The following is an 18,130-nucleotide window of genomic DNA, read 5'->3' on the forward strand; positions in this document are numbered from 1 at the left end:
CTCCTTATTTCAGCCTGTTAAGAGTTTCCAACAGATAATCGGTAAATTCTTCTGCACTGGCGCCGTCTCTGTCTGTGGTTATTACGTACTTTCTCTCTGTAATGGTGCACACATCAAGAGCCTCATCCAGCCGATTCTTCCTGTCTCCGTAACCGATATGGGCCATCATCATTCCGGCCGCACGGATTAAGCTGCATGGGTCCGCATAATCTCCTCTTCCCCTCTCCATCAGAAACGGAGCTGTTCCATGAATGGCTTCAAACATGGCGTACTTATTGCCCAGATTGGAAGATGATGCTGTTCCAAGGCCACCCTGATGCTCGGCAGCCACATCTGTCACAATATCTCCGTAAAGATTGGGCAGAACAATGACCTCAATGCCCTTGCTGAATTCCGGGTCCATCATCTTGGCACACATGGCATCCACCAGACGTTCCTGTATTTCGATTTCCGGGTATTCCTCTCCAACCTTGCGCACTGCCTTAATAAAGTTGCCGTCAGCCAGTTTTACAATATTTGCCTTTGTCACAATGGTCACATTCTTTTTTCCGTTTTTCCTTGCAAACTCAAAGGCAGAACGGGCAATCCGCTCACTTCCCTGCCTGGTCTGGACCTTAAAATCTACAGCCAGATCCTCATTGACCTGAATTCCCTTGTTGCCCCATATGTACTCCCCTTCAATGTTTTCCCTGAAAAATGTCCAGTCAATATTTTTATCAGGAATGCGGATGGGGCGCACTGCCGCATACAGCTCCAGTCCTCTGCGCAGAAGGCTGTTGGCGCTGATCAGATTAGGCCAGGGGTCAGAAGCTCTTGGCGTTACCATGGGACCCTTTAACAGCACGTTGCATTTTTTTACATCTTCAAAGACTTCATCGGGAAGGCTTTGGAGTCTGGCTGCCCTGTTTTCAATGGTCATCCCCTCAATGGTTCTCAGTTCCAGACGGCCTGAGGCGAACTCCGGTTCCATGAGATGTTGAAAAACACGCAGGGCCTGTTTCATAATAAGGGGGCCTATACCGTCTCCCGGAAGTATTCCCACCACGATCTTATTAAGCTTCTCAAAATCTGTTACCTCTGTATCAGCCTTCATCCGGTCAATCCTCTCATATTCTGACTGAATCAGTTCACCGAATTTTTCCTGGGCTGCTGTGATATTAGGATCTAAACTCATCTTCATCTCTCTCCTTGTTGTGATTATTTTACACATTTATATACTTAAAAAAATTATAACACTTCTAACATTATAGGAAAAATATATATTTTTATATAATTCTTATAGGAAAAAGCATATATATTCAATTCCACTTAATCCTTGTTATAACTTGTCCAGTCCGTTCCATTTCCTCAACCACCCGTTTCTGGGCAGAAACCTTTCGTTCTGTTCGTTCTAAAACCCATTCTATGTCCTCAGGTCTTAATACACATACGCCGTTTATATCACCAACCACAATATCACCGGGACAGATGGTAATGCCGCCGCAGATGACAGGAACATCGATCTCGCCCACGCCACTTTTTCCTGCTGTTTTGCAAGTAAGTCCTTTGGCATATACAGGCAGTCCGACTTCTTCACACCCTTCCAAATCCCGGAAGGCCCCATCAATCACCACACCGGCAGCCCCCATCATTTTGGCACAAAGACTTCTGTGGTCGCCCCAGTAGGAACTTTTTAGATTTCCTTTTCCGGCGATGACAATCACATCTTTTTCTTTGACCAAATGGATTGCATCTGCTATGATTCCCCCTTCTCCTGCCGGAACATCCACTGTTAATGCATATCCTAAAATCCTCTTTCTGCTTATCCATGGCTTAATATCCCAGTCCATGGATTCAAATTCTCCCAGCCCGTCACACAGTTCCGGTACTGTATACTGCCTGATTCTCTCTAACACTTCACTCCTGCTTTCATCCATTGGACCCCACCTCTCCTGACCTGCTATATTTTCTTATAACCATTATAGTATCCCTTATGCCATAAGTAAAATATATTGATACCTATAATACTTATACACTTTTTCCTATAGTTATAGATAAAAAGAAGCCTGCCATATTGAATAAACTACGGCAAGCTTCTTAAATTATTATATTTTCTCAAAGGAGGAGCACATAAGGTTTTCATAATCAAACCAGTCAAAATCAGCATAAAGACGGTTTCCTGTCAGATCCTGACAGCACATCCCTACCATTGCACCGGTAAACCAGCCTTGATTGCATGCCTCATCGGACATAAAACTACAATCCATAGATGTACCTATTTTTTGTTTATTTCTCTTTTCTGTCTTATAATAAAACTGTAATTTTTCTTCATGAACCTCCACTTCCAGTTGGACCTCACCATCTTCAATGGCTATAAATCCAACAGGATAGCTGTAATTTTTATTTTCTGCTTTTAAAACAGAGATACATCTGCCAATATCCTCATCATGAGTAATATGTAGATATAAGTAGTTTTCATGATCATACATACAGATCAGTCCCGCCATCTGCTTAAATACGGTTGGTTCAAAGGCCACTTTAGCTGCCGCCCGGAAATGAAATGATGTCCAGCGTCTGGCAATCAGACTTTGAGCAAACAAAGAAGCCAGGCCTTCCCGTCCAAAGAGTCTTAAATAACCCGGCCGGACATTCAGAGACAGAAATGATTCATCCAACGGAATGCGCAGTGACTGGAATTCCAAGTCAAGGATTTCTGAGTCAAAATCATCTCTTACGGGTTTGGATAAGAACAGATGCGGTTCATGGCTGCTGATCTCAGTTTCCAAATCCGGAAGATTAGTTCCATTGGCTAATTGAAGCCAGCCATCTGGGGTCCACTCCATCCGGGCAATTGCAGTCTCCCTGCCCAGAGGATATCTGCGGCATCCCGGAAAGCGTAAAGCATCATCTGGGTTGCGCTGTTTTAAGGGTCTTCCCATTAAATAAACGCAATACCAGCTCCCATCTTTTGCCTCTACCAGATCACAATGTCCGGCTTTCTGAATTGGATAATCCGGATGATGTCTGGTAGTTAAAATTGAAAAAGCCTCTGTATCACTTGTTCTATGAATGTTCTTTGGCCGGTACATTTCATAGGGCCCCCATATGGAAGAAGAACGCTGAATCGTTTCCCCATGTCCTTCTCCAGTTCCGGTATCTGCGGAAAGCAGATAATAATACCCATTCCGTTTTAATATGTGGGGGCCTTCCAGGAAAATGTCTTTCGCTGCATAGATTTCTCTGGGTTGACCAATCATACACTTTTTTTCACTGCTGTATTCTTGTAAAACCAGCCTTCCGGCATATTTTTTCGGTACCCGGTGATCCGTAACCATGCTGACCATGTACTTTCTGCCATCATCATCATGAAATAACGAAGGGTCAAAACCAAAGTTATTTAGAGCAATGGGTTCTGACCAAGGCCCTAAAATATTATCTGCCATTACCATAAAGTTATTAGTATCATACATATTGCAATAAAAAGACCGGACTACCGTATAAACAAGATAATAAATTCCATGATGATAAGTAAGACACGGTGCCCATATCCCCTGGGAAGGCCCAACACCTCGAAGATCAAGCTGCGAAATGCGGCTAAGCGGATAGGTCAGTAACTCCCAATGTACCAAATCCCTGGAATGATGAATGGATACCCCCGGCCACCATTCAAATGTTGATGTTGCAATATAGTAATCATCTTCCACCCTGATAATTGATGGATCCGGATGAAAACCTTTTAAAACCGGATTCTTTACTATCATTTATCTTATCTCCTTCTATCGGTAATAACTACAGATCAGTTTTATCCGCTGCTGACTATATTGAAATTCAAGTTTTCTCTCCACTCCAGATGCAATTCCGTATCCGATTTAAAATGCAATGGCAATAATACATACTCAGACAGGTAATACTTTTCTCCGCTTCCTTTCCACCGGTCTCCAAGATACCAATGTTCCAAGCTCCCTGTTTGGGAATTCTTCAATTGAAGAACCGATGTGGGCTGTGAGCCATAGGTTGTCTCATCGCCTAAAAAATACAAATCTGACCAAGGCCCTGCTATTGTCTTAGCATACGCATAAGCAGATTGATTGGGCGACCATCCGCTGCATCCGGAAGTCAGCATAAAATAATAATTTCCCCGTTTGAACAATACCGGTGCCTCCCGTTCCTGTCCCGGCCAAAGAATACACACCAACCGGTCAATAGCCAGATAATCCTCTGTCAGCTTGTAGATGTGCAGATCCAGATTATCTCTGGCCGCAGAAATAAAATAAGCGCTTCCATCCTCGTCCTGAAAAACATTACAGTCTCTTGACATATGGCCCATTGGACGAAAACTTCCCAGGTAGGTATACTCTCCGTCAATGGTATCGCAGACAGCAACTGCACACCGTGCCTCACAATAATTATCCGGCAATTCCCAATGCATCCACATCACATATTTGCCGGTATTTGGATTATAGAGCACCTTGGGTCTCTCAATATTGCATCCTATCCCAATATCTGCCTGCCGGCCCTTGATATCCAATGTGAGATCAGTGGCCCTATCATGTTTTTTTACCTGGCTGTTTGTGGTAAGCAAATGATTGCAAAATTTCCAATTCACCAAATCCATGGACTTATAGCATGATACCTTATGATTTTCTGTTCGGTTTTCACCAATCCAATAATACCAGTCCCCTTGCTTTACCATATGGCCCCCGTGAGCATGTAAAACATTACCCTGATTATCTAATGGTAAAAAAACACTGCTTTTCACATCTGTTTCCCCTTTCCAGCCTCATTATATTTCTAATTCATATCTAATGGGATGTGTCCCCCGGCGTTCCCAGGAAATCCCGCCGTCTCTATCCCTTGAAATCAAAACCTGGTTATATGCTCCCTTTTCTGCATCCAAAGATTCAAAATCGTCTTCATATAATGCAAAACACTGTTCCCCTTTGCCAAATGATTTTACCCTTATCCGGAATACAGTGTCCGGACTCACATATTCCACCGGTTCAGCAAGAGGAATCAATGCACCATTCTTTACGAAAACAGGAATTTCTTCCAGCTTTGCACTGATTTGATACTCCCTTCCGCCCTCAAAGATCTCTCCGGAAAAGAAGTTATGCCATGTCCCCTTTGGCAGCCATACGGTACGGCCGGTTCCATCTTCAAGGGTCAGCGGGCAGACCATCATACTGTCACCAAATAAGTACTGGTCATCAATGACTGCTGCTTTTGAATCCTCCGGATAATCAAGCACCACTGCCCGGACAGGCGGTGTACCATATAAATGGTATTCCATAAAGGCACTGTAAAGATAAGGAAGCAGACTCATTCTAAGCTGCAGCAGCCGCCTGATTTCCTGTGTATAATAGACTTCTTCCTTCATATATTCATTTCGTAAATTTTTCTCCACATCCACCTGTTTCCAGGGCGGATTTGGAATCCGCCAGCAATTTAATAAAGCCTGTGCTGAAAAAATCACCGTCTGGACCCGGCGGAGAAAATCCCCGCCATTTTCACAGCTTCTTACTTCCGGAGACCAGAGCATTCCGGAAAATCCTGAAGTAACAATTCCCCGGATAAAATCCCTGTGGTCGTATAAATCAGAATAAAGGACAAAGGGAAGCGGAGCCGCTAATGCACCGGAAGCACGCACCTGAGATAATGTTCTCAAATTTTTCTTCCGGTATATATTGCCCAATAAGTTCTGGTACAGCAGCCCGATTCCATTATGCATCTGCTCTCCGTCCATGCCGGATGGAAATGTGCTGACCTCCGGAAACGACCAATTGGACGGATTATAGTCAGAGTTATCGCATTCATCCAGCTTAAAGCCCATAATTCCCTTATCCACCAGATTCTTTTCATGGTAATCACTGAATATCTCAACTGCCTTTTCATCCGCAAAATCAGGAACCAGCCCGTTCCACACTTCATAATCCCCGCTGTAAGGAAGTAAATCCTGGTAAATCGGAGCCGCCGGATAAACAAAAGCATGTTCCCACAAGTTAATTTTATAATGCTGTGTCTTTAATGCCTCAATCATTTTTTCCGGCTCCGGGAATAAATAAGACCATTCATATGTACAGGAATAACTGTGAGAATGCCACCCCGGCTCCAGGCCAAACACATCTACCGGGATATGTTCCGTTCTGAATGCTTCCGCCGTCTGAATCACTTTGTCCTGGTCACTTCCGCCATAAGTCCGATACCACACACCCAGCCCCCACATTGGCACCAGAGGACCGCCGCCGGAAAACAGATTATACCGCTGCACCGCTTCTTTTAGTATTCCTGAAAAAATATACAAGGTGATTCCATTCACACCCGGTATATCAATAATAATTGTCCGTTTTTCGCCTGCCCGTTTCAGGGCATATAGAGCTGATTCTGAAAACTCTTGGTGAATCTGATTCACCTCTGTCTTTCCTGCGGACCTCCCTTTTACGGAATTTGTGCCCATAAAGAAATCAGTGTAACGGAAGGTATCAGCAAATAATCCATAACCTGCAGAAGAAACATAAAAAGGAGCCGGAGCATGGCTCTCTCCAGTATCTGCCGGCGGATCAGAATTCACCCTGATTCTTCGTTTCCTTCCGGCCATGTTCAGGCTTTTCAACTGCAATCCAAAACCGAAGATATCTTCAGTCGTTTCCATTGGCAGAGTGACCGCAATTCCTCTTTTTGTTTTTTTCCATTCTAAAGCCTGAAATGCTTCCGGAGCCACATCCCGCTGCGGCAGAGATTCAAGCCCAGCCTTGTTAATATCAAATTTTCGGTACTTTACAGGTGTCAATTCCTCCGGCTCACCCAGAACCAGTTTCCACACACCATTGGCGATTTTCTCCAGCATCTTAATTCCCTTCCTTTTTCATCTGAACATAGATTTCCTGCCTTTGGATCACTGTTATTTCCCTCCTGTTCGGCTATTTACCACAGATATACACTGGTCCCGTTTAACTTAAAGATTGCTTCTATAAAATAATAATCGCCATAAATAATTGAAAACTCATGGGATTTATCATGATAAGCGGCTGTACACTTTTGCAGAAAGCAATCGCTGTCCTTTGAAAAATCACAGTGGTTTTCATAAAGTGCTTTCAGCATCTTAACAGCCGGCCGGTGATAAATCTCCTTCTCAAATTCCCCTGCCGCATCCGCCACTGCCAGCAAGCCGCAGGCGGCAACAGCCGCTGCTGTATCATCGTACCAAAAAGGTTCTTCGGGTTGACGGAAATCAACCGGAATCAATCCATCTTCCGGAATATTAGCGATAAAATAATGGGCAATCCGCTTTGCTGTATCCAGATACCGGTCTTCTCCGGTATGAATATAACTCATCATAAACCCGTAAAGCCCCCATGCCTGGCCTCTTGTCCAGGAAGACCCTTGTCCATACCCCTGACCGCCGTAATCCCGTTCCATTTCACCGGTTTCCGGATTAAACTGAACAATATGGCGCACGGAACCATCCTTCCGCACAAAATATTCCATCAAAGTATCTGCATGCATCATCGCAATGTGTTTAAACCGCGGATCCTTGGTCTCTTCACTGGCCCAATATAATAATGGGATATTCAGCATGGAATCAATGATAGCCCAGCCCCGGTTATCTTGAGCCCCGCCCTCTCCCGGTTCTCCATTCCAGGCCCGGATAAATTTGCCAACCGGATTAAAACGTCCGGCCAGAAGATTGGCAGCATGCAATCCGAAACGTCTTCCTTCCGCATTCCCTGTAAGCTTATAATCAGCTACATAAGTTAATAAAAACATAAAACCAGCATCATGATGAAGTCCATAAAAATCAGTAAAGCATTGTTTCAGCTTCTCTTCACTGATCCGTGCTATATCCACATACCGCTCATTCCCGGTTTTATGGTACATCTGCCAAAGCATTCCTCCCCAGAAACCATTTGTCCACCAGTTGATTCCATCATCCAGGCTGAACTCCTGTGTTTTACTGCTCTTGTCATCGTGGACTCCATGGATGGTGGTATAGGGAATCTTATTCTTTGATTTTTCGCTGAGCCACTCCATCTTTTCCGCAATTCTCTTTTCCGCCTCATTTACCCAGGTAACAGTTCTTTCATCTACTGACATAATCACTTTAACTCCTCTACTTTTTTATTCACATTCCTTTGATTTTCATCATACCGGAAGCCCCTTGATTAAACAATAAACCATGCTGCTTTCAACTTACTTATTCTGCTTTTCCATCAAACTCCTGCCTGGAATTAAAAACAACGGTTGACCATCAATTAAATCCACCGTTGTTTAAAAGTACTGTATTAATGAAATATTACTGTTTTCTCCCTTCAGCAATGACTCTCTTTCGATAAGAATTAGGAGTATCCTGATATATTTTACAAAAAGCATCGGTAAACGTTCGCGGATCTTTATATCCTGTGGCTTCAGCAATTTCATATGTTTTCATGTCAGTTCCCAGAAGCAGGGAAATAGCATGCTGCATCCGGACTTTATTGACATATGTCTTGAAGTTTTCCCCCGTATGCTTTTTAAAAAAGGCACTGAAATAGTAAGGATTCATATGTATTTCTTCAGCTAAGATCTGCAGGTTTAAGTCCTCTTTATAATGCTTCTCAATATATTCTTTCACATGAATAATTGATTTCTTTTCCTGATTCGTCATGGTCTGCTGTATTTTGTTCAAATATCCGGCAAAAATGCTTTTAAAATGCCTGCTTAACTGATTAAAACTTTCACACTTCCGGCTTTCTTCCAGCAACGCTTTCATATCTGGTTTACAGCCTTCCAGATTCAATTCAAAAAAACGCTCTTCCAGCATTCGTACGGCGGTACAAAAATAAAAGCATGCATCTTCTTTTTTTCCTTCCGCCATAAAGCAGACCATCTGGATAAACCACTGATAGAGCTGCTCAAACCCTTCCGTCTCCTGGGCAACGATTCCGTGAATCAGTTTTTCCCGCGCGTCGCGCAATTTACTTTCTTCCATTGGATAGGAAAAAACTGATTCCCCAACCTTTAAAATCCTGGATTTTAAATAATCATTAAAGAAGAGATATTCCTCCATTTCAAGACAGCGCTCATATGCTGCAGGTATTTGCCTCACCTCATCAATCTGCTCTCCCATGATCATCACAATATCGTGCCGGACTGCTTCTTTTGCTGCGTTTATGATTTCTTCCAGTTGTCCCTTTGCTTCATTGGCAGAGATGCCTTTTAAGATGATTACAATCTTTCCTTTTCTGACAAAACAAATACCGGTTTTCTGGTTACTTAAGTAATCTTCAAAAAAACTGATCAGCGAAAACTGAGTCAGCCGTTTCATCTGCTTATCTTCCTTCTCACTGAATAAAATCTCCACCAGTACCGGTCGATAATGAGTCGTCTCCAGCTCAATAATTCTTCCAAAATCCATATGATCAGGCTGAGCCGGTATTTCATTTGCTTCCATGAAAATATTTTGCTTCTTTTTATTCATGCATTTAGTAACCGCATTCAACAACTCTTCTTTTAAGACCGGTTTTAAAAGATAGTCCTCCGCACCATAATGTAAGGCTGCTTTCGCATATTCAAAATCCTGAAAACCGCTGATAAAAATAATACTGGTATTCAGATTTAATGACTTGCATTCTTTTAGTATATCAATTCCGGTCATATCAGGCATTGAGATATCAAGTAAAGCCAGATCAGGATTCAGGCGAAGAATTCCCTCCCATGCACTTTTTCCATCCTCATAGCACCCTGCCACCTCAATCCCCATGCTTTCCCAGTCCACCAGTTTCCTGATTCCCCGGGTGATAATGGGTTCATCATCAGCCAATATCATTTTCATGGTCTTTCTCCTCCCTGTTCTGCTTTCATCAGGATCCTTACCATTGTTCCAATACCTTCCGTGCTGGTCACCTGGATTCCGAACTCTTCACCATACAAAAAACGGATTCGATCATGAACGTTTTTCAGTCCAATGCTCTGCCAGTGATAATCATTTTTGATTCCCGGATCACTGCCGGCTAAAAGTGTGTTCAAGCTGCCAAGGGTTTCCTCATCCATGCCTGAACCATTATCCATAATCGTAACTTCAATACAATCCCTGCTTGTTTCTGATCTTCTTGCTTCAATTAATATCCTCCCATTTCCTCCCTTGGGTTTAATACCGTGAATATAAGCGTTTTCAACTATGGGCTGTAAAATCAATTTAGGTACCATGACAGAGGCCATCCCTGAGATATCCGCAGCCAATTGAATCTCTCCATTGATCCGGCAATTTAGTAAATACACATACTTTTTAACCATTTCCACTTCTTTTTCCAATGGCACCAGATCTTTCATGGGACCGATTAAATAACGAATCTGCTCTGATAAGGCTTCGATCATGGCCGGAACTTTTTGTCCATCCTCCAAAGCCGTCATACGGATCACTTCCAGAGTATTGTATAGAAAATGAGGATAAATCTGGGATTTTAAGGCTGTCAGCTCAGCCTCCTTCTGTTTGATCTGTACCACATAGTAACGATTGATATAATTCTTTAGCTCCTGGCTCATTTGATTGAATCGCTGTGACAGTATTCCGATCTCATCTTCACTGTTTGCTGAAAGGCTGATATCAAACTGTCCATGTTCAATCTGTTCCATCTGTTTCATCATCTGGCGAATGGGTTTTGTCAGCTGTTTTGAGAAAAACAGGGAACTTGACAGCAGGGCTAAAAATGAGGCCCCAAGCAGGAAATACATCATGGTCTGCATCTTACGGATATCGCGAAAAGCCCTGAGAGTATCAACAGAAACAATCAACGAAAGGCCATGTTCATCAGGTCTTGTTCTAATCAGTAATTCTCTTTCCCCTTCTCCTGAGTTTTCCTCTGAAAAGTGAATTTCTTTTCCGATCATATCTTTCTGACTGCTGTAAAAACAAATATTTTGAGCATTCATAATATAAAAAACTTCATCACCGCTTAACCGTACCGAATCAAGGAGCTGGTTGACTTTATTGACATTGATATCCAGATACAGTGTTCCTACGTAAGGAGTATTTCCCACATTTCCTCTCAAATCAAAATAATTCCTGGCAACTGTAAAGGCAGGTTCCACAATTCCACTAAAATATTTGGTTTCATGGGGAGGAATTACCATCATCTTATTGATCGTACGGTCTAATCCTTCGTATCCTACCATCTGCGCAAACATTGCTGAATCCTTAAAATAAGTACTCAGGGTACTGGAATGAAAATCAAGCTCCTTGCCATTCTGGTCAACTCCCAGAAAATGAACTCCCACAATACCGTTGTCTACACTGTTCATATAGCGAAGGTATTCTTCCATATCCCGTTTACGCTCCTGTTCCATCACTTCAGCAGGATAATTACTGCCGTAAACAATCTGGCGGAAGTTATCGAAGGACATATAAGAATAAACATCATTTCCAATAATGGAATTTCTGTAATAATAAGGCATTTTAGAAATTGTATTGTAGGTATCAAGCATACTTTTCAAACTTCCGGAAAGATACAATGCCGCCTGCTCATACTGGGAGCTGAGGGCACTGCGGTAATCCCGAATCATCTTATTGGCAATAAAGGTGGATAATATTGTCATGGGAATCAGTCCAATGATAATGATGGTAATGGTGAATTTCTGATAAAGATTTAATTTTTTTAACCACCGTTTCATATGCTTCCTCCAATACCGTTTCTTTTATCTTAACAAAATCCCCATCTGTTCACAAGCGAAAACAGGCATTCTGTTTTTCAGAATACCTGTCAGCTGTTATCCCTTCGCTGCCCCTGCTGTGATTCCCTTCACAAAATATTTCTGAAACATACAGAAAATAATCACTGCCGGTACAATGGAAATAATCGTTCCTGCAAAAACAATGTCCCACCGGGCAGAATACTGTCCGACAAAACCGGCAATTTCTACTGTTATGGTTTTAGCTTTCCCACTGGGCAGAACCAGATATGGCATAAGATAATCATTCCATATGCCCAGGCCGTTTAAAATCACCATGGATCCCGTACACGGTCCCAGAAGGGGGAATGTCACCTTCCAAAATGTCTGAAACGGGGTACACCCATCAATCTGGGCAGCCTCCTCAATTTCCAACGGAATCCCTTTTAGAAAGCTTCCATAAAGCAGCGTACCAAATGCAATGGAACCAGAGATATAGCAAACAATAGGCCCCGCCATATTGCCAAACAAACCAAATATCTTCATCTGCTTAAACAATGGAAACATATACAAATGGAACGGAATCATCAAACCGGCCAGGAAATAAGAATATATAAATGAGGTCATCTTACTCCCTCTGCGTTCAATTCCATAAGCAGCCATGGGAACAATGCAGACGATTAAAACTTCTGATACGACTGTCAAAGTCACAGAATGAACAATGGCTGTTGCAAAGTCAGACTGGGAAAATAAATCCTTAAAATTTTGTATATAAAACGATGCTGGAAAAGAAATCGGACTTTTTAAAATATCTCCATTGCTTTTAAAAGCCGACATCAGGGCAAATATAACCGGATAGATAAAAATGAAAGCCAGAACAACTGCTGCTGCAAAAAGCAAAATATCCCCTGCCTTCAGTTTTTTTCTTGCTCGTTCCATTACATCTGCACCTCTCTTCCCCGCAGAAACTTTTGTTGCACGGTATTTAAAACGATAATGATAAATAAAAGCATCAAACCAACTGCCGTTCCAAAGCCCTGCCGTCCCTCATTAAATCCAACCTTATAAAGCAGATAGACCAGTGTTTCTGTTGTAAATCCCGGACCGCCATCAGTCATCACATTAATCTGGTCAAAAACTTTGAGACCGTTAATCAGTGACAATGTAAAATTAATTGTAAAGGCCCCGGAAATCATGGGAATGGTAATGGCCTTAAAACGCTGCCAGGGACTGGCTCCATCAATCTGTGCTGCTTCAATCAAATCCTGAGATACGCTCTGTAAGGATGCCAGATAAATAATCATATAATATCCCACGCCCTTCCAAATCAAAACAATACCGACCATAAACAGCACAATCCCCGTATTCCCCAACCAGTCCTGCCGCAAATCCTGCATTCCCAATCCTTTCAGCACCGCATTAAAAGTACCGAAGTTATAATTGTACATAATTTTCCAGATAAAGCCTGATACAATACCGCTGATCAGCACCGGCACATAAAATGCACTGCGGAAAAAGTTTTTCCCCCACCTTACGTGATCTACAGCCAACGCCAGCCCCAGGGCAAAGATATTTTCCAGCAAGGTGATAAAAACGGTCAGAATAATTGTATTCTTCAAGGCATTGCCAAAACGGGCACTGGTAAATATCTCTTTGAAGTTTGCCAGCCCGACAAACTTAATGTTCGGGCTGACACCATCCCATGAGGTAAGACTATAATACACACTGGATACAGTAGGTACAATAATAAATAAGGTAAACAGGATGAAAGCCGGAGCAATAAAGAAAAGAGTATACAGGTCAAATCCTTTTTTTGTTCTGCTCATCGTATCTCCTTTCTTTTTTATTCAATGCCCACTCCTGTAACCGGATTAAAGTTGGCAATTCCCACATTCCAGGTTTTGTTCAGCTCTTCGCAGGCTGCATCAATGGTTCTGGTTCCCTGAAGCACTTCTACTAAAGTCTTATAAGTAAAGTTTCTGAAGTCCGGAGGAAGTTCATTATCTCCAACCCTTCCATTCCACATTGGTGCAAGATCATCAGCCTTTAAAGTTGTATCAATCACTTCCTGGAATACCGGTGTTACATCCAGTTTCGGCTGATCAACAGTTGTTGGAATAAAGCTCAAAGTCTCACAATAAACCTTGTAATTATCCGGCTCAAAGAAAAACTTGATAAATTCCTCTGCAGCAGCTTTTTTGTTTGAATCCTTAGCTGCTTCAGCAGAAATAGCCAATCCGCTGATTCCGCCTCCGCCGACCAGACGCAATTTCCCGTCAGGACTGGGAATGGGGAACCAGCCTGCTTCAAAATCAGGATTTGCGGAAGAAATCTGGCTGAACATATGCGTTCCGGAATACATCATCACGGCCATATCATTTACCAGAAATGTAGTAATCTGTGCATCTGGTGTGGATACCCAGCCATCCTGGGCATACTGCATGATCTCCTGCAACTCTTCAAAAGCCGCCTTCATTGTTGGATCTGTAAAATCTTTTGTACCTTCATAGCAATGTTTAATAAAATCCGGATCCTGGCTCAGAACCTGATCATTATATGCTTTGTGGAATAAAAAGCCCATATGCCAGATGTCCTGTCCCCCGACAACCAAAGGAGCCATATCGCCTTTATCTTTAATCGTCTGGCATAACTGAATGAATTCCTCATAAGTTGCCGGTTCTTTTAAACCATTGTCATCAAAATATTTCTTATTATAGATAATGCCCTGGGTATTCTCACCTGCCAATGGAGCTGTATAAACAGTTCCGTCAAAATCTGTAGTAGTCTGGAACAAATCAATCAGGTCCTGGGACAAAGGCTCCAGTTTTCCGGCTCTGGCATATACGGCAGTATCTCTCATTTCCATCACATCCGGAAATTCACCCACACTATCCTTTGTTTTCAAAAATTCGCTGTAAGCGCCTCCATTTCCCGGCTCTATTGTAACCGTTATATCCGGATGGGCGGAATTAAAACGATTCACAATCTCATTCATAGAAGCTTTGGCACCCTCGTCACCATCAGCAAAAATATAAGTCAATTTGGTAGGCTCTGTCACAACGGAACCTTCTGCTGCAGATGTTTCATTCCCCCCTGCACTGGATTCAGTAGTTGTATTCCCTGCAGCCGGTGCAGATGTTGCCGCATTGTTTGAACCCTGACCGCAGCCAGCCAGCATCATAACTGCCAGTGATGCGCTGATTACAGCTGTTGATGTTCTTCTTTTCATGTTCATCCTCCTCTAAGTTTGTTTACATGTTTTTACTACACTTATACTATAACAAAAAAGGCCTCAAAAAAAATGATGGTTTTTAAGGTCAATGTACATATTTTTAAGCATATTTCATATTCTGTTGATTTTTTTCCTCAAACCGCTTAAAATTCATGACAAAGGAGGGAGTATCATGATAGAAGTAGGAATATGCGGTTATGGATCTGTCCACCAGACAGCATTTGGCATACGCCGCCCTAAAGGAAGTCCTGATTATGTACTTTTATTGATTAAAACAGAATCCTATTATGAGGCCAATGGGAAAATTTATGATTTACCTGCCAATACTGCTATTTTGTATAATAAAAATACGTACGTTCATTATGGCAGCAAAAAACCTTACTACTGCAATGACTGGATCCATTTCACCTTATCCGGTGAAGATCCGGATTTTTTATTGTCCCTTAATATTCCTTTCCACACTCCCATGATTCTGCCGAATCTGAATCAGTTGTCTGAATTTGTCCGCTTAATTGTCCTGAATAAGCATTCCGGCCAACCCTACAGCGCTCAGATTATTGATGCAGCAATGAAGGCCCTGCTTTATTCTGTTGCATCTCAAAAATGCATTGATTCAAATACTGCCATGTCGCATAAAAATTATGAAATACTAAATAAACTCCGCTTGGATATCAATAACTCACCAAATAAAGAATGGACCATAGAAACCATGGCTAAAATGGTTCATATGAGTCCATCTTATATGCAGCACACGTATAAGGAGCTGTTTGGCCTTACCTGTATTCAGGAGTGTATCAATGCCCGCATCAAATGTGCCCGTTCCTACTTACGCACCACGGATATGTCAATCCATATGGTGGCATTGCTTTGCGGTTATAATAATGAAACCCATTTTATGCGGCAATTTAAGAAGTCTGAACGTATGACCCCATCGGAATACCGGAAACGCTACCGCCTCTGGTAAAGAATCAAAAAGAAGCCTGTCACATCCCAAAGGATAAAACAGGCTTCTTAAATGAATACATTGTAATTTCACTTGCTCTTCAAGCGCTAAATGCAGGGTAAAAATTATTCAGCAGGAATAATTTCTTTCTTGTTATAAGAACCACAAGCCTTGCATACTCTGTGAGGCATCATAAGTTCGCCGCACTTGCTGCACTTTACTAAGTTTGGAGCACTCATCTTCCAGTTTGCTCTACGTTTATCTCTTCTACCTTTAGAAGATTTGTTCTTTGGACAGATAGACATGGTTACACCTCCTTAAACTTTTTAAAAATATCCTGGATGACTGCCATTCTAGGGTCTGCAGACCTAATATCGCAGTCACAAGTCTCATGATTGAGATTTGTTCCACATCTATTACAAATCCCCTTACAGTCTTCACTGCAGAGAACTTTCATAGGCAGGTTCAGTATGAGTTCATCACAAACCAACTGGTCTACATCCAGATTATAACCATTAACATATGGTTGTTCTTCGAGCTTCTCCATACGTTCCTCTTCCGTCTCATCTAAATCAATGGTACGGATGATCTCAAGATCCAGGTCAACAGGCACAGGTTTAAGACAGCGGTCACATGGAAACGTGAGAGAAAGCTTGGCCTTCCCTTCAACCTCCAGTTTCCTGCCTCCCAGGTTCATAATACGCAGCACGACTGGTTCTGCCGATACTACTTCATACTCACCGCCCGGTCCGTGATAAGCCTTCATCTCAATATGAGGAGTGTAGGTCTTCTCTTTTCCCTCCAGGGTAAACAACTCGGTTAAATTAATAAGCATATTAGTCTCCTAATACGCACCTATGCTATTATACATAGGGGCGCACTATTTGTCAACAAATATTTCCATATTTATTCACAGTTAAATACAGTATGTCACATTGTCTGCAATTATATTAAAGCTTTTGTCTGTCTTGCAATGGAAAGCTCTTCGTTGGTAGGAATCACGCATACTTTTACCTTGGATTCCGGTGTGGAAATCATAACGCGCTTTCCTCTTAACTTATTGGTTTCACCGTCAATATCAACGCCAAGGTAGCCTAAGTATTCGCAAACTGCTCCTCTGATCGGCTTATCATTTTCGCCTACGCCTGCTGTAAATACGATTGCATCTACGCCGTTCATAGCTGCTGTATAAGCACCGATGTACTTTGCCACACGGTAGATGAATGCTTCGATTGCAACATCTGCTAAGTGGTTTCCTTCTGCCTGAGCCTTCTGCACATCGCGGAAATCGCTGGAAATGCCGCCGGACATACCCAGAATACCGGACTTCTTATTGAGGATATCGATTACCTCATTAACGCTCTTGCCCTCTTTGTTGCAGATGAACTGAACAACAGCAGGATCAATGTCACCGCTTCTGGTGCCCATAATAAGTCCCTCTAAAGGAGTGAAGCCCATGCTGGTGTCCACGCACTTGCCTCCGATGGAAGCAGTAATGCTGGCGCCGTTTCCTAAATGGCATACAATAACTTTGCCGTTTTCAGGATCAAGCTCGCAGAACTTCAGAGCTTCCTGGGATACATAGCTGTGGCTTGTACCATGGAAGCCGTAACGGCGGATGCTGTACTTCTCATAGTATTCCTGAGGAATTGCATACATTGCAGCTTTTTCAGGCATCTTCATACCAAAAGCAGTATCAAATACGGCAACATTAGGCACACCTGGAATTGCGTCTTCGCAGGCTTCAATTCCCATTAAGTTTGCAGGATTGTGAAGAGGTCCTAAATCGAAGCAGTCACGAACTACGTTTTTCACGTCCTCAGTCACTACGATGGAATCGCTGTAAACGGTACCGGCATGAAGAACACGGTGTCCTACGGCTGTGATCTCGCTTACGTCCTTGATTACGCCGTATTCAGCGTCAACAAGCGCATCCATGACCATCTTAATGGCAACCTTGTGGTCAGGCATCTCCTTCTCCACTACCAGCTTGTCCTTACCTTCTGCCTCATGGGTCAGCTTGGAGCCGTTGATTCCGATTCTCTCACAGATACCTTTTGCCAGTACTCCCTCATTCTCCATATCAATGATCTGATACTTCAAAGAAGAGCTGCCGCAGTTGATGACTAAAATTTTCATAAAATATATCCTCCTTAAATTTTTATACCATTCTCCATACTATTTCCCTGCTGCCTCACCTGTGTCAATGCGCATAGTAAGGGCAAAATGATGTTCATCCTATTCTAGGGGTATTTCTTAAAATTTTCAAGTCTTGTTGTTGAAATAATTTGCATTTTTTGCAAAACAATAGCATAATAGAATTTAAAAAGACGAAA

At 42.5% G+C, this 18,130-nt stretch carries 15 protein-coding genes; 1 reads left to right on the top strand and 14 read right to left on the bottom strand.

The genetic code is table 11. The features are described from left to right. Positions 1-4: 4 nt before the first annotated feature. From V7M78_RS09725 to V7M78_RS09775, 11 genes are all read right to left on the bottom strand, one after another. Entirely contained in the window at positions 5-1,174 is a 1,170-nt protein-coding gene (locus tag V7M78_RS09725; RefSeq protein ID WP_333648898.1) for an isocitrate/isopropylmalate family dehydrogenase, read from the bottom strand. Between the two features lie 124 nt (positions 1,175-1,298). Then, positions 1,299-1,916: an RraA family protein gene (locus V7M78_RS09730; RefSeq protein WP_333648900.1), complete on the bottom strand. Its 618-nt coding sequence runs from the start codon at positions 1,914-1,916 to the stop codon at positions 1,299-1,301. Between the two features lie 168 nt (positions 1,917-2,084). Further along, a complete protein-coding gene (locus V7M78_RS09735; protein WP_333648902.1) occupies positions 2,085-3,740 on the bottom strand; it encodes a glycoside hydrolase family 43 protein in 1,656 nt (551 codons plus the stop codon). Between the two features lie 41 nt (positions 3,741-3,781). Then, on the bottom strand, positions 3,782-4,672 hold the full coding sequence (locus V7M78_RS09740) for a family 43 glycosylhydrolase (RefSeq protein WP_333648904.1): 891 nt from the start codon (positions 4,670-4,672) through the stop codon (positions 3,782-3,784). A 90-nt stretch (positions 4,673-4,762) separates the two neighbouring features. Beyond that, complete coding sequence (locus V7M78_RS09745; RefSeq protein ID WP_333648906.1) at positions 4,763-6,823, bottom strand: TIM-barrel domain-containing protein; 2,061 nt, start codon at positions 6,821-6,823, stop codon at positions 4,763-4,765. 77 nt (positions 6,824-6,900) lie between these two features. Beyond that, on the bottom strand, positions 6,901-8,070 hold the full coding sequence (locus tag V7M78_RS09750) for a glycoside hydrolase family 88 protein (RefSeq protein WP_333648908.1): 1,170 nt from the start codon (positions 8,068-8,070) through the stop codon (positions 6,901-6,903). Positions 8,071-8,269: 199 nt separating this feature from the next. Next, positions 8,270-9,787: a response regulator transcription factor gene (locus V7M78_RS09755; protein ID WP_333648910.1), complete on the bottom strand. Its 1,518-nt coding sequence runs from the start codon at positions 9,785-9,787 to the stop codon at positions 8,270-8,272. Then, positions 9,784-11,622 carry a sensor histidine kinase gene (locus V7M78_RS09760; RefSeq protein ID WP_333648912.1) on the bottom strand — a complete coding sequence of 613 codons (1,839 nt, stop codon included), beginning with the start codon at positions 11,620-11,622 and terminating at the stop codon, positions 9,784-9,786. The genes V7M78_RS09755 and V7M78_RS09760 overlap by 4 nt, the downstream gene beginning before the upstream one ends. A gap of 96 nt (positions 11,623-11,718) precedes the next feature. Next, entirely contained in the window at positions 11,719-12,558 is an 840-nt protein-coding gene (locus V7M78_RS09765) for a carbohydrate ABC transporter permease (protein ID WP_333648914.1), read from the bottom strand. Further along, positions 12,558-13,445 (bottom strand): carbohydrate ABC transporter permease, encoded by an 888-nt coding sequence (locus V7M78_RS09770; protein WP_333648916.1) that lies wholly within the window; start codon positions 13,443-13,445, stop codon positions 12,558-12,560. The genes V7M78_RS09765 and V7M78_RS09770 overlap by 1 nt, the downstream gene beginning before the upstream one ends. A gap of 17 nt (positions 13,446-13,462) precedes the next feature. Further along, the gene (locus tag V7M78_RS09775) at positions 13,463-14,848 is read right to left on the bottom strand and encodes an ABC transporter substrate-binding protein (protein WP_333648918.1); all 1,386 of its coding nucleotides are present in this window, start codon (positions 14,846-14,848) and stop codon (positions 13,463-13,465) included. 175 nt (positions 14,849-15,023) lie between these two features. Here V7M78_RS09775 and V7M78_RS09780 point away from each other — a divergent pair, with 175 nt between their 5' ends. Beyond that, entirely contained in the window at positions 15,024-15,815 is a 792-nt protein-coding gene (locus V7M78_RS09780) for an AraC family transcriptional regulator (protein WP_333648920.1), read from the top strand. 104 nt (positions 15,816-15,919) lie between these two features. Here the strand turns inward: V7M78_RS09780 and rpmF are convergent, their stop codons facing one another. The 3 genes from rpmF to V7M78_RS09795 form a co-directional block, all read right to left on the bottom strand. Beyond that, complete coding sequence (rpmF, locus tag V7M78_RS09785) at positions 15,920-16,099, bottom strand: 50S ribosomal protein L32 (RefSeq protein ID WP_333648922.1); 180 nt, start codon at positions 16,097-16,099, stop codon at positions 15,920-15,922. A gap of 2 nt (positions 16,100-16,101) precedes the next feature. Then, entirely contained in the window at positions 16,102-16,629 is a 528-nt protein-coding gene (locus V7M78_RS09790) for a YceD family protein (RefSeq protein WP_333648924.1), read from the bottom strand. A 110-nt stretch (positions 16,630-16,739) separates the two neighbouring features. Next, a complete protein-coding gene (locus tag V7M78_RS09795; protein WP_333648926.1) occupies positions 16,740-17,933 on the bottom strand; it encodes an acetate kinase in 1,194 nt (397 codons plus the stop codon). Between the last annotated feature and the right edge of the window lie 197 nt (positions 17,934-18,130).

This window comes from Lacrimispora sp. (genome assembly GCF_036758025.1).
Lineage (GTDB): Bacteria > Bacillota > Clostridia > Lachnospirales > Lachnospiraceae > Lacrimispora.

Excerpts from the sequence above, each read along its gene's own strand:
- V7M78_RS09725 (WP_333648898.1), bottom strand. The coding sequence starts at position 1,174 with ATGAGTTTAGATCCTAATATCACAGCAGCCCAGGAAAAATTCGGTGAA.
- V7M78_RS09730 (WP_333648900.1), bottom strand. The coding sequence starts at position 1,916 with ATGGATGAAAGCAGGAGTGAAGTGTTAGAGAGAATCAGGCAGTATACA.
- V7M78_RS09735 (WP_333648902.1), bottom strand. The coding sequence starts at position 3,740 with ATGATAGTAAAGAATCCGGTTTTAAAAGGTTTTCATCCGGATCCATCA.
- V7M78_RS09740 (WP_333648904.1), bottom strand. The coding sequence starts at position 4,672 with ATGGTAAAGCAAGGGGACTGGTATTATTGGATTGGTGAAAACCGAACA.
- V7M78_RS09745 (WP_333648906.1), bottom strand. The coding sequence starts at position 6,823 with ATGCTGGAGAAAATCGCCAATGGTGTGTGGAAACTGGTTCTGGGTGAG.
- V7M78_RS09750 (WP_333648908.1), bottom strand. The coding sequence starts at position 8,070 with ATGTCAGTAGATGAAAGAACTGTTACCTGGGTAAATGAGGCGGAAAAG.
- V7M78_RS09755 (WP_333648910.1), bottom strand. The coding sequence starts at position 9,787 with ATGAAAATGATATTGGCTGATGATGAACCCATTATCACCCGGGGAATC.
- V7M78_RS09760 (WP_333648912.1), bottom strand. The coding sequence starts at position 11,622 with ATGAAACGGTGGTTAAAAAAATTAAATCTTTATCAGAAATTCACCATT.
- V7M78_RS09765 (WP_333648914.1), bottom strand. The coding sequence starts at position 12,558 with ATGGAACGAGCAAGAAAAAAACTGAAGGCAGGGGATATTTTGCTTTTT.
- V7M78_RS09770 (WP_333648916.1), bottom strand. The coding sequence starts at position 13,445 with ATGAGCAGAACAAAAAAAGGATTTGACCTGTATACTCTTTTCTTTATT.
- V7M78_RS09775 (WP_333648918.1), bottom strand. The coding sequence starts at position 14,848 with ATGAAAAGAAGAACATCAACAGCTGTAATCAGCGCATCACTGGCAGTT.
- V7M78_RS09780 (WP_333648920.1), top strand. The coding sequence starts at position 15,024 with ATGATAGAAGTAGGAATATGCGGTTATGGATCTGTCCACCAGACAGCA.
- rpmF (WP_333648922.1), bottom strand. The coding sequence starts at position 16,099 with ATGTCTATCTGTCCAAAGAACAAATCTTCTAAAGGTAGAAGAGATAAA.
- V7M78_RS09790 (WP_333648924.1), bottom strand. The coding sequence starts at position 16,629 with ATGCTTATTAATTTAACCGAGTTGTTTACCCTGGAGGGAAAAGAGAAG.
- V7M78_RS09795 (WP_333648926.1), bottom strand. The coding sequence starts at position 17,933 with ATGAAAATTTTAGTCATCAACTGCGGCAGCTCTTCTTTGAAGTATCAG.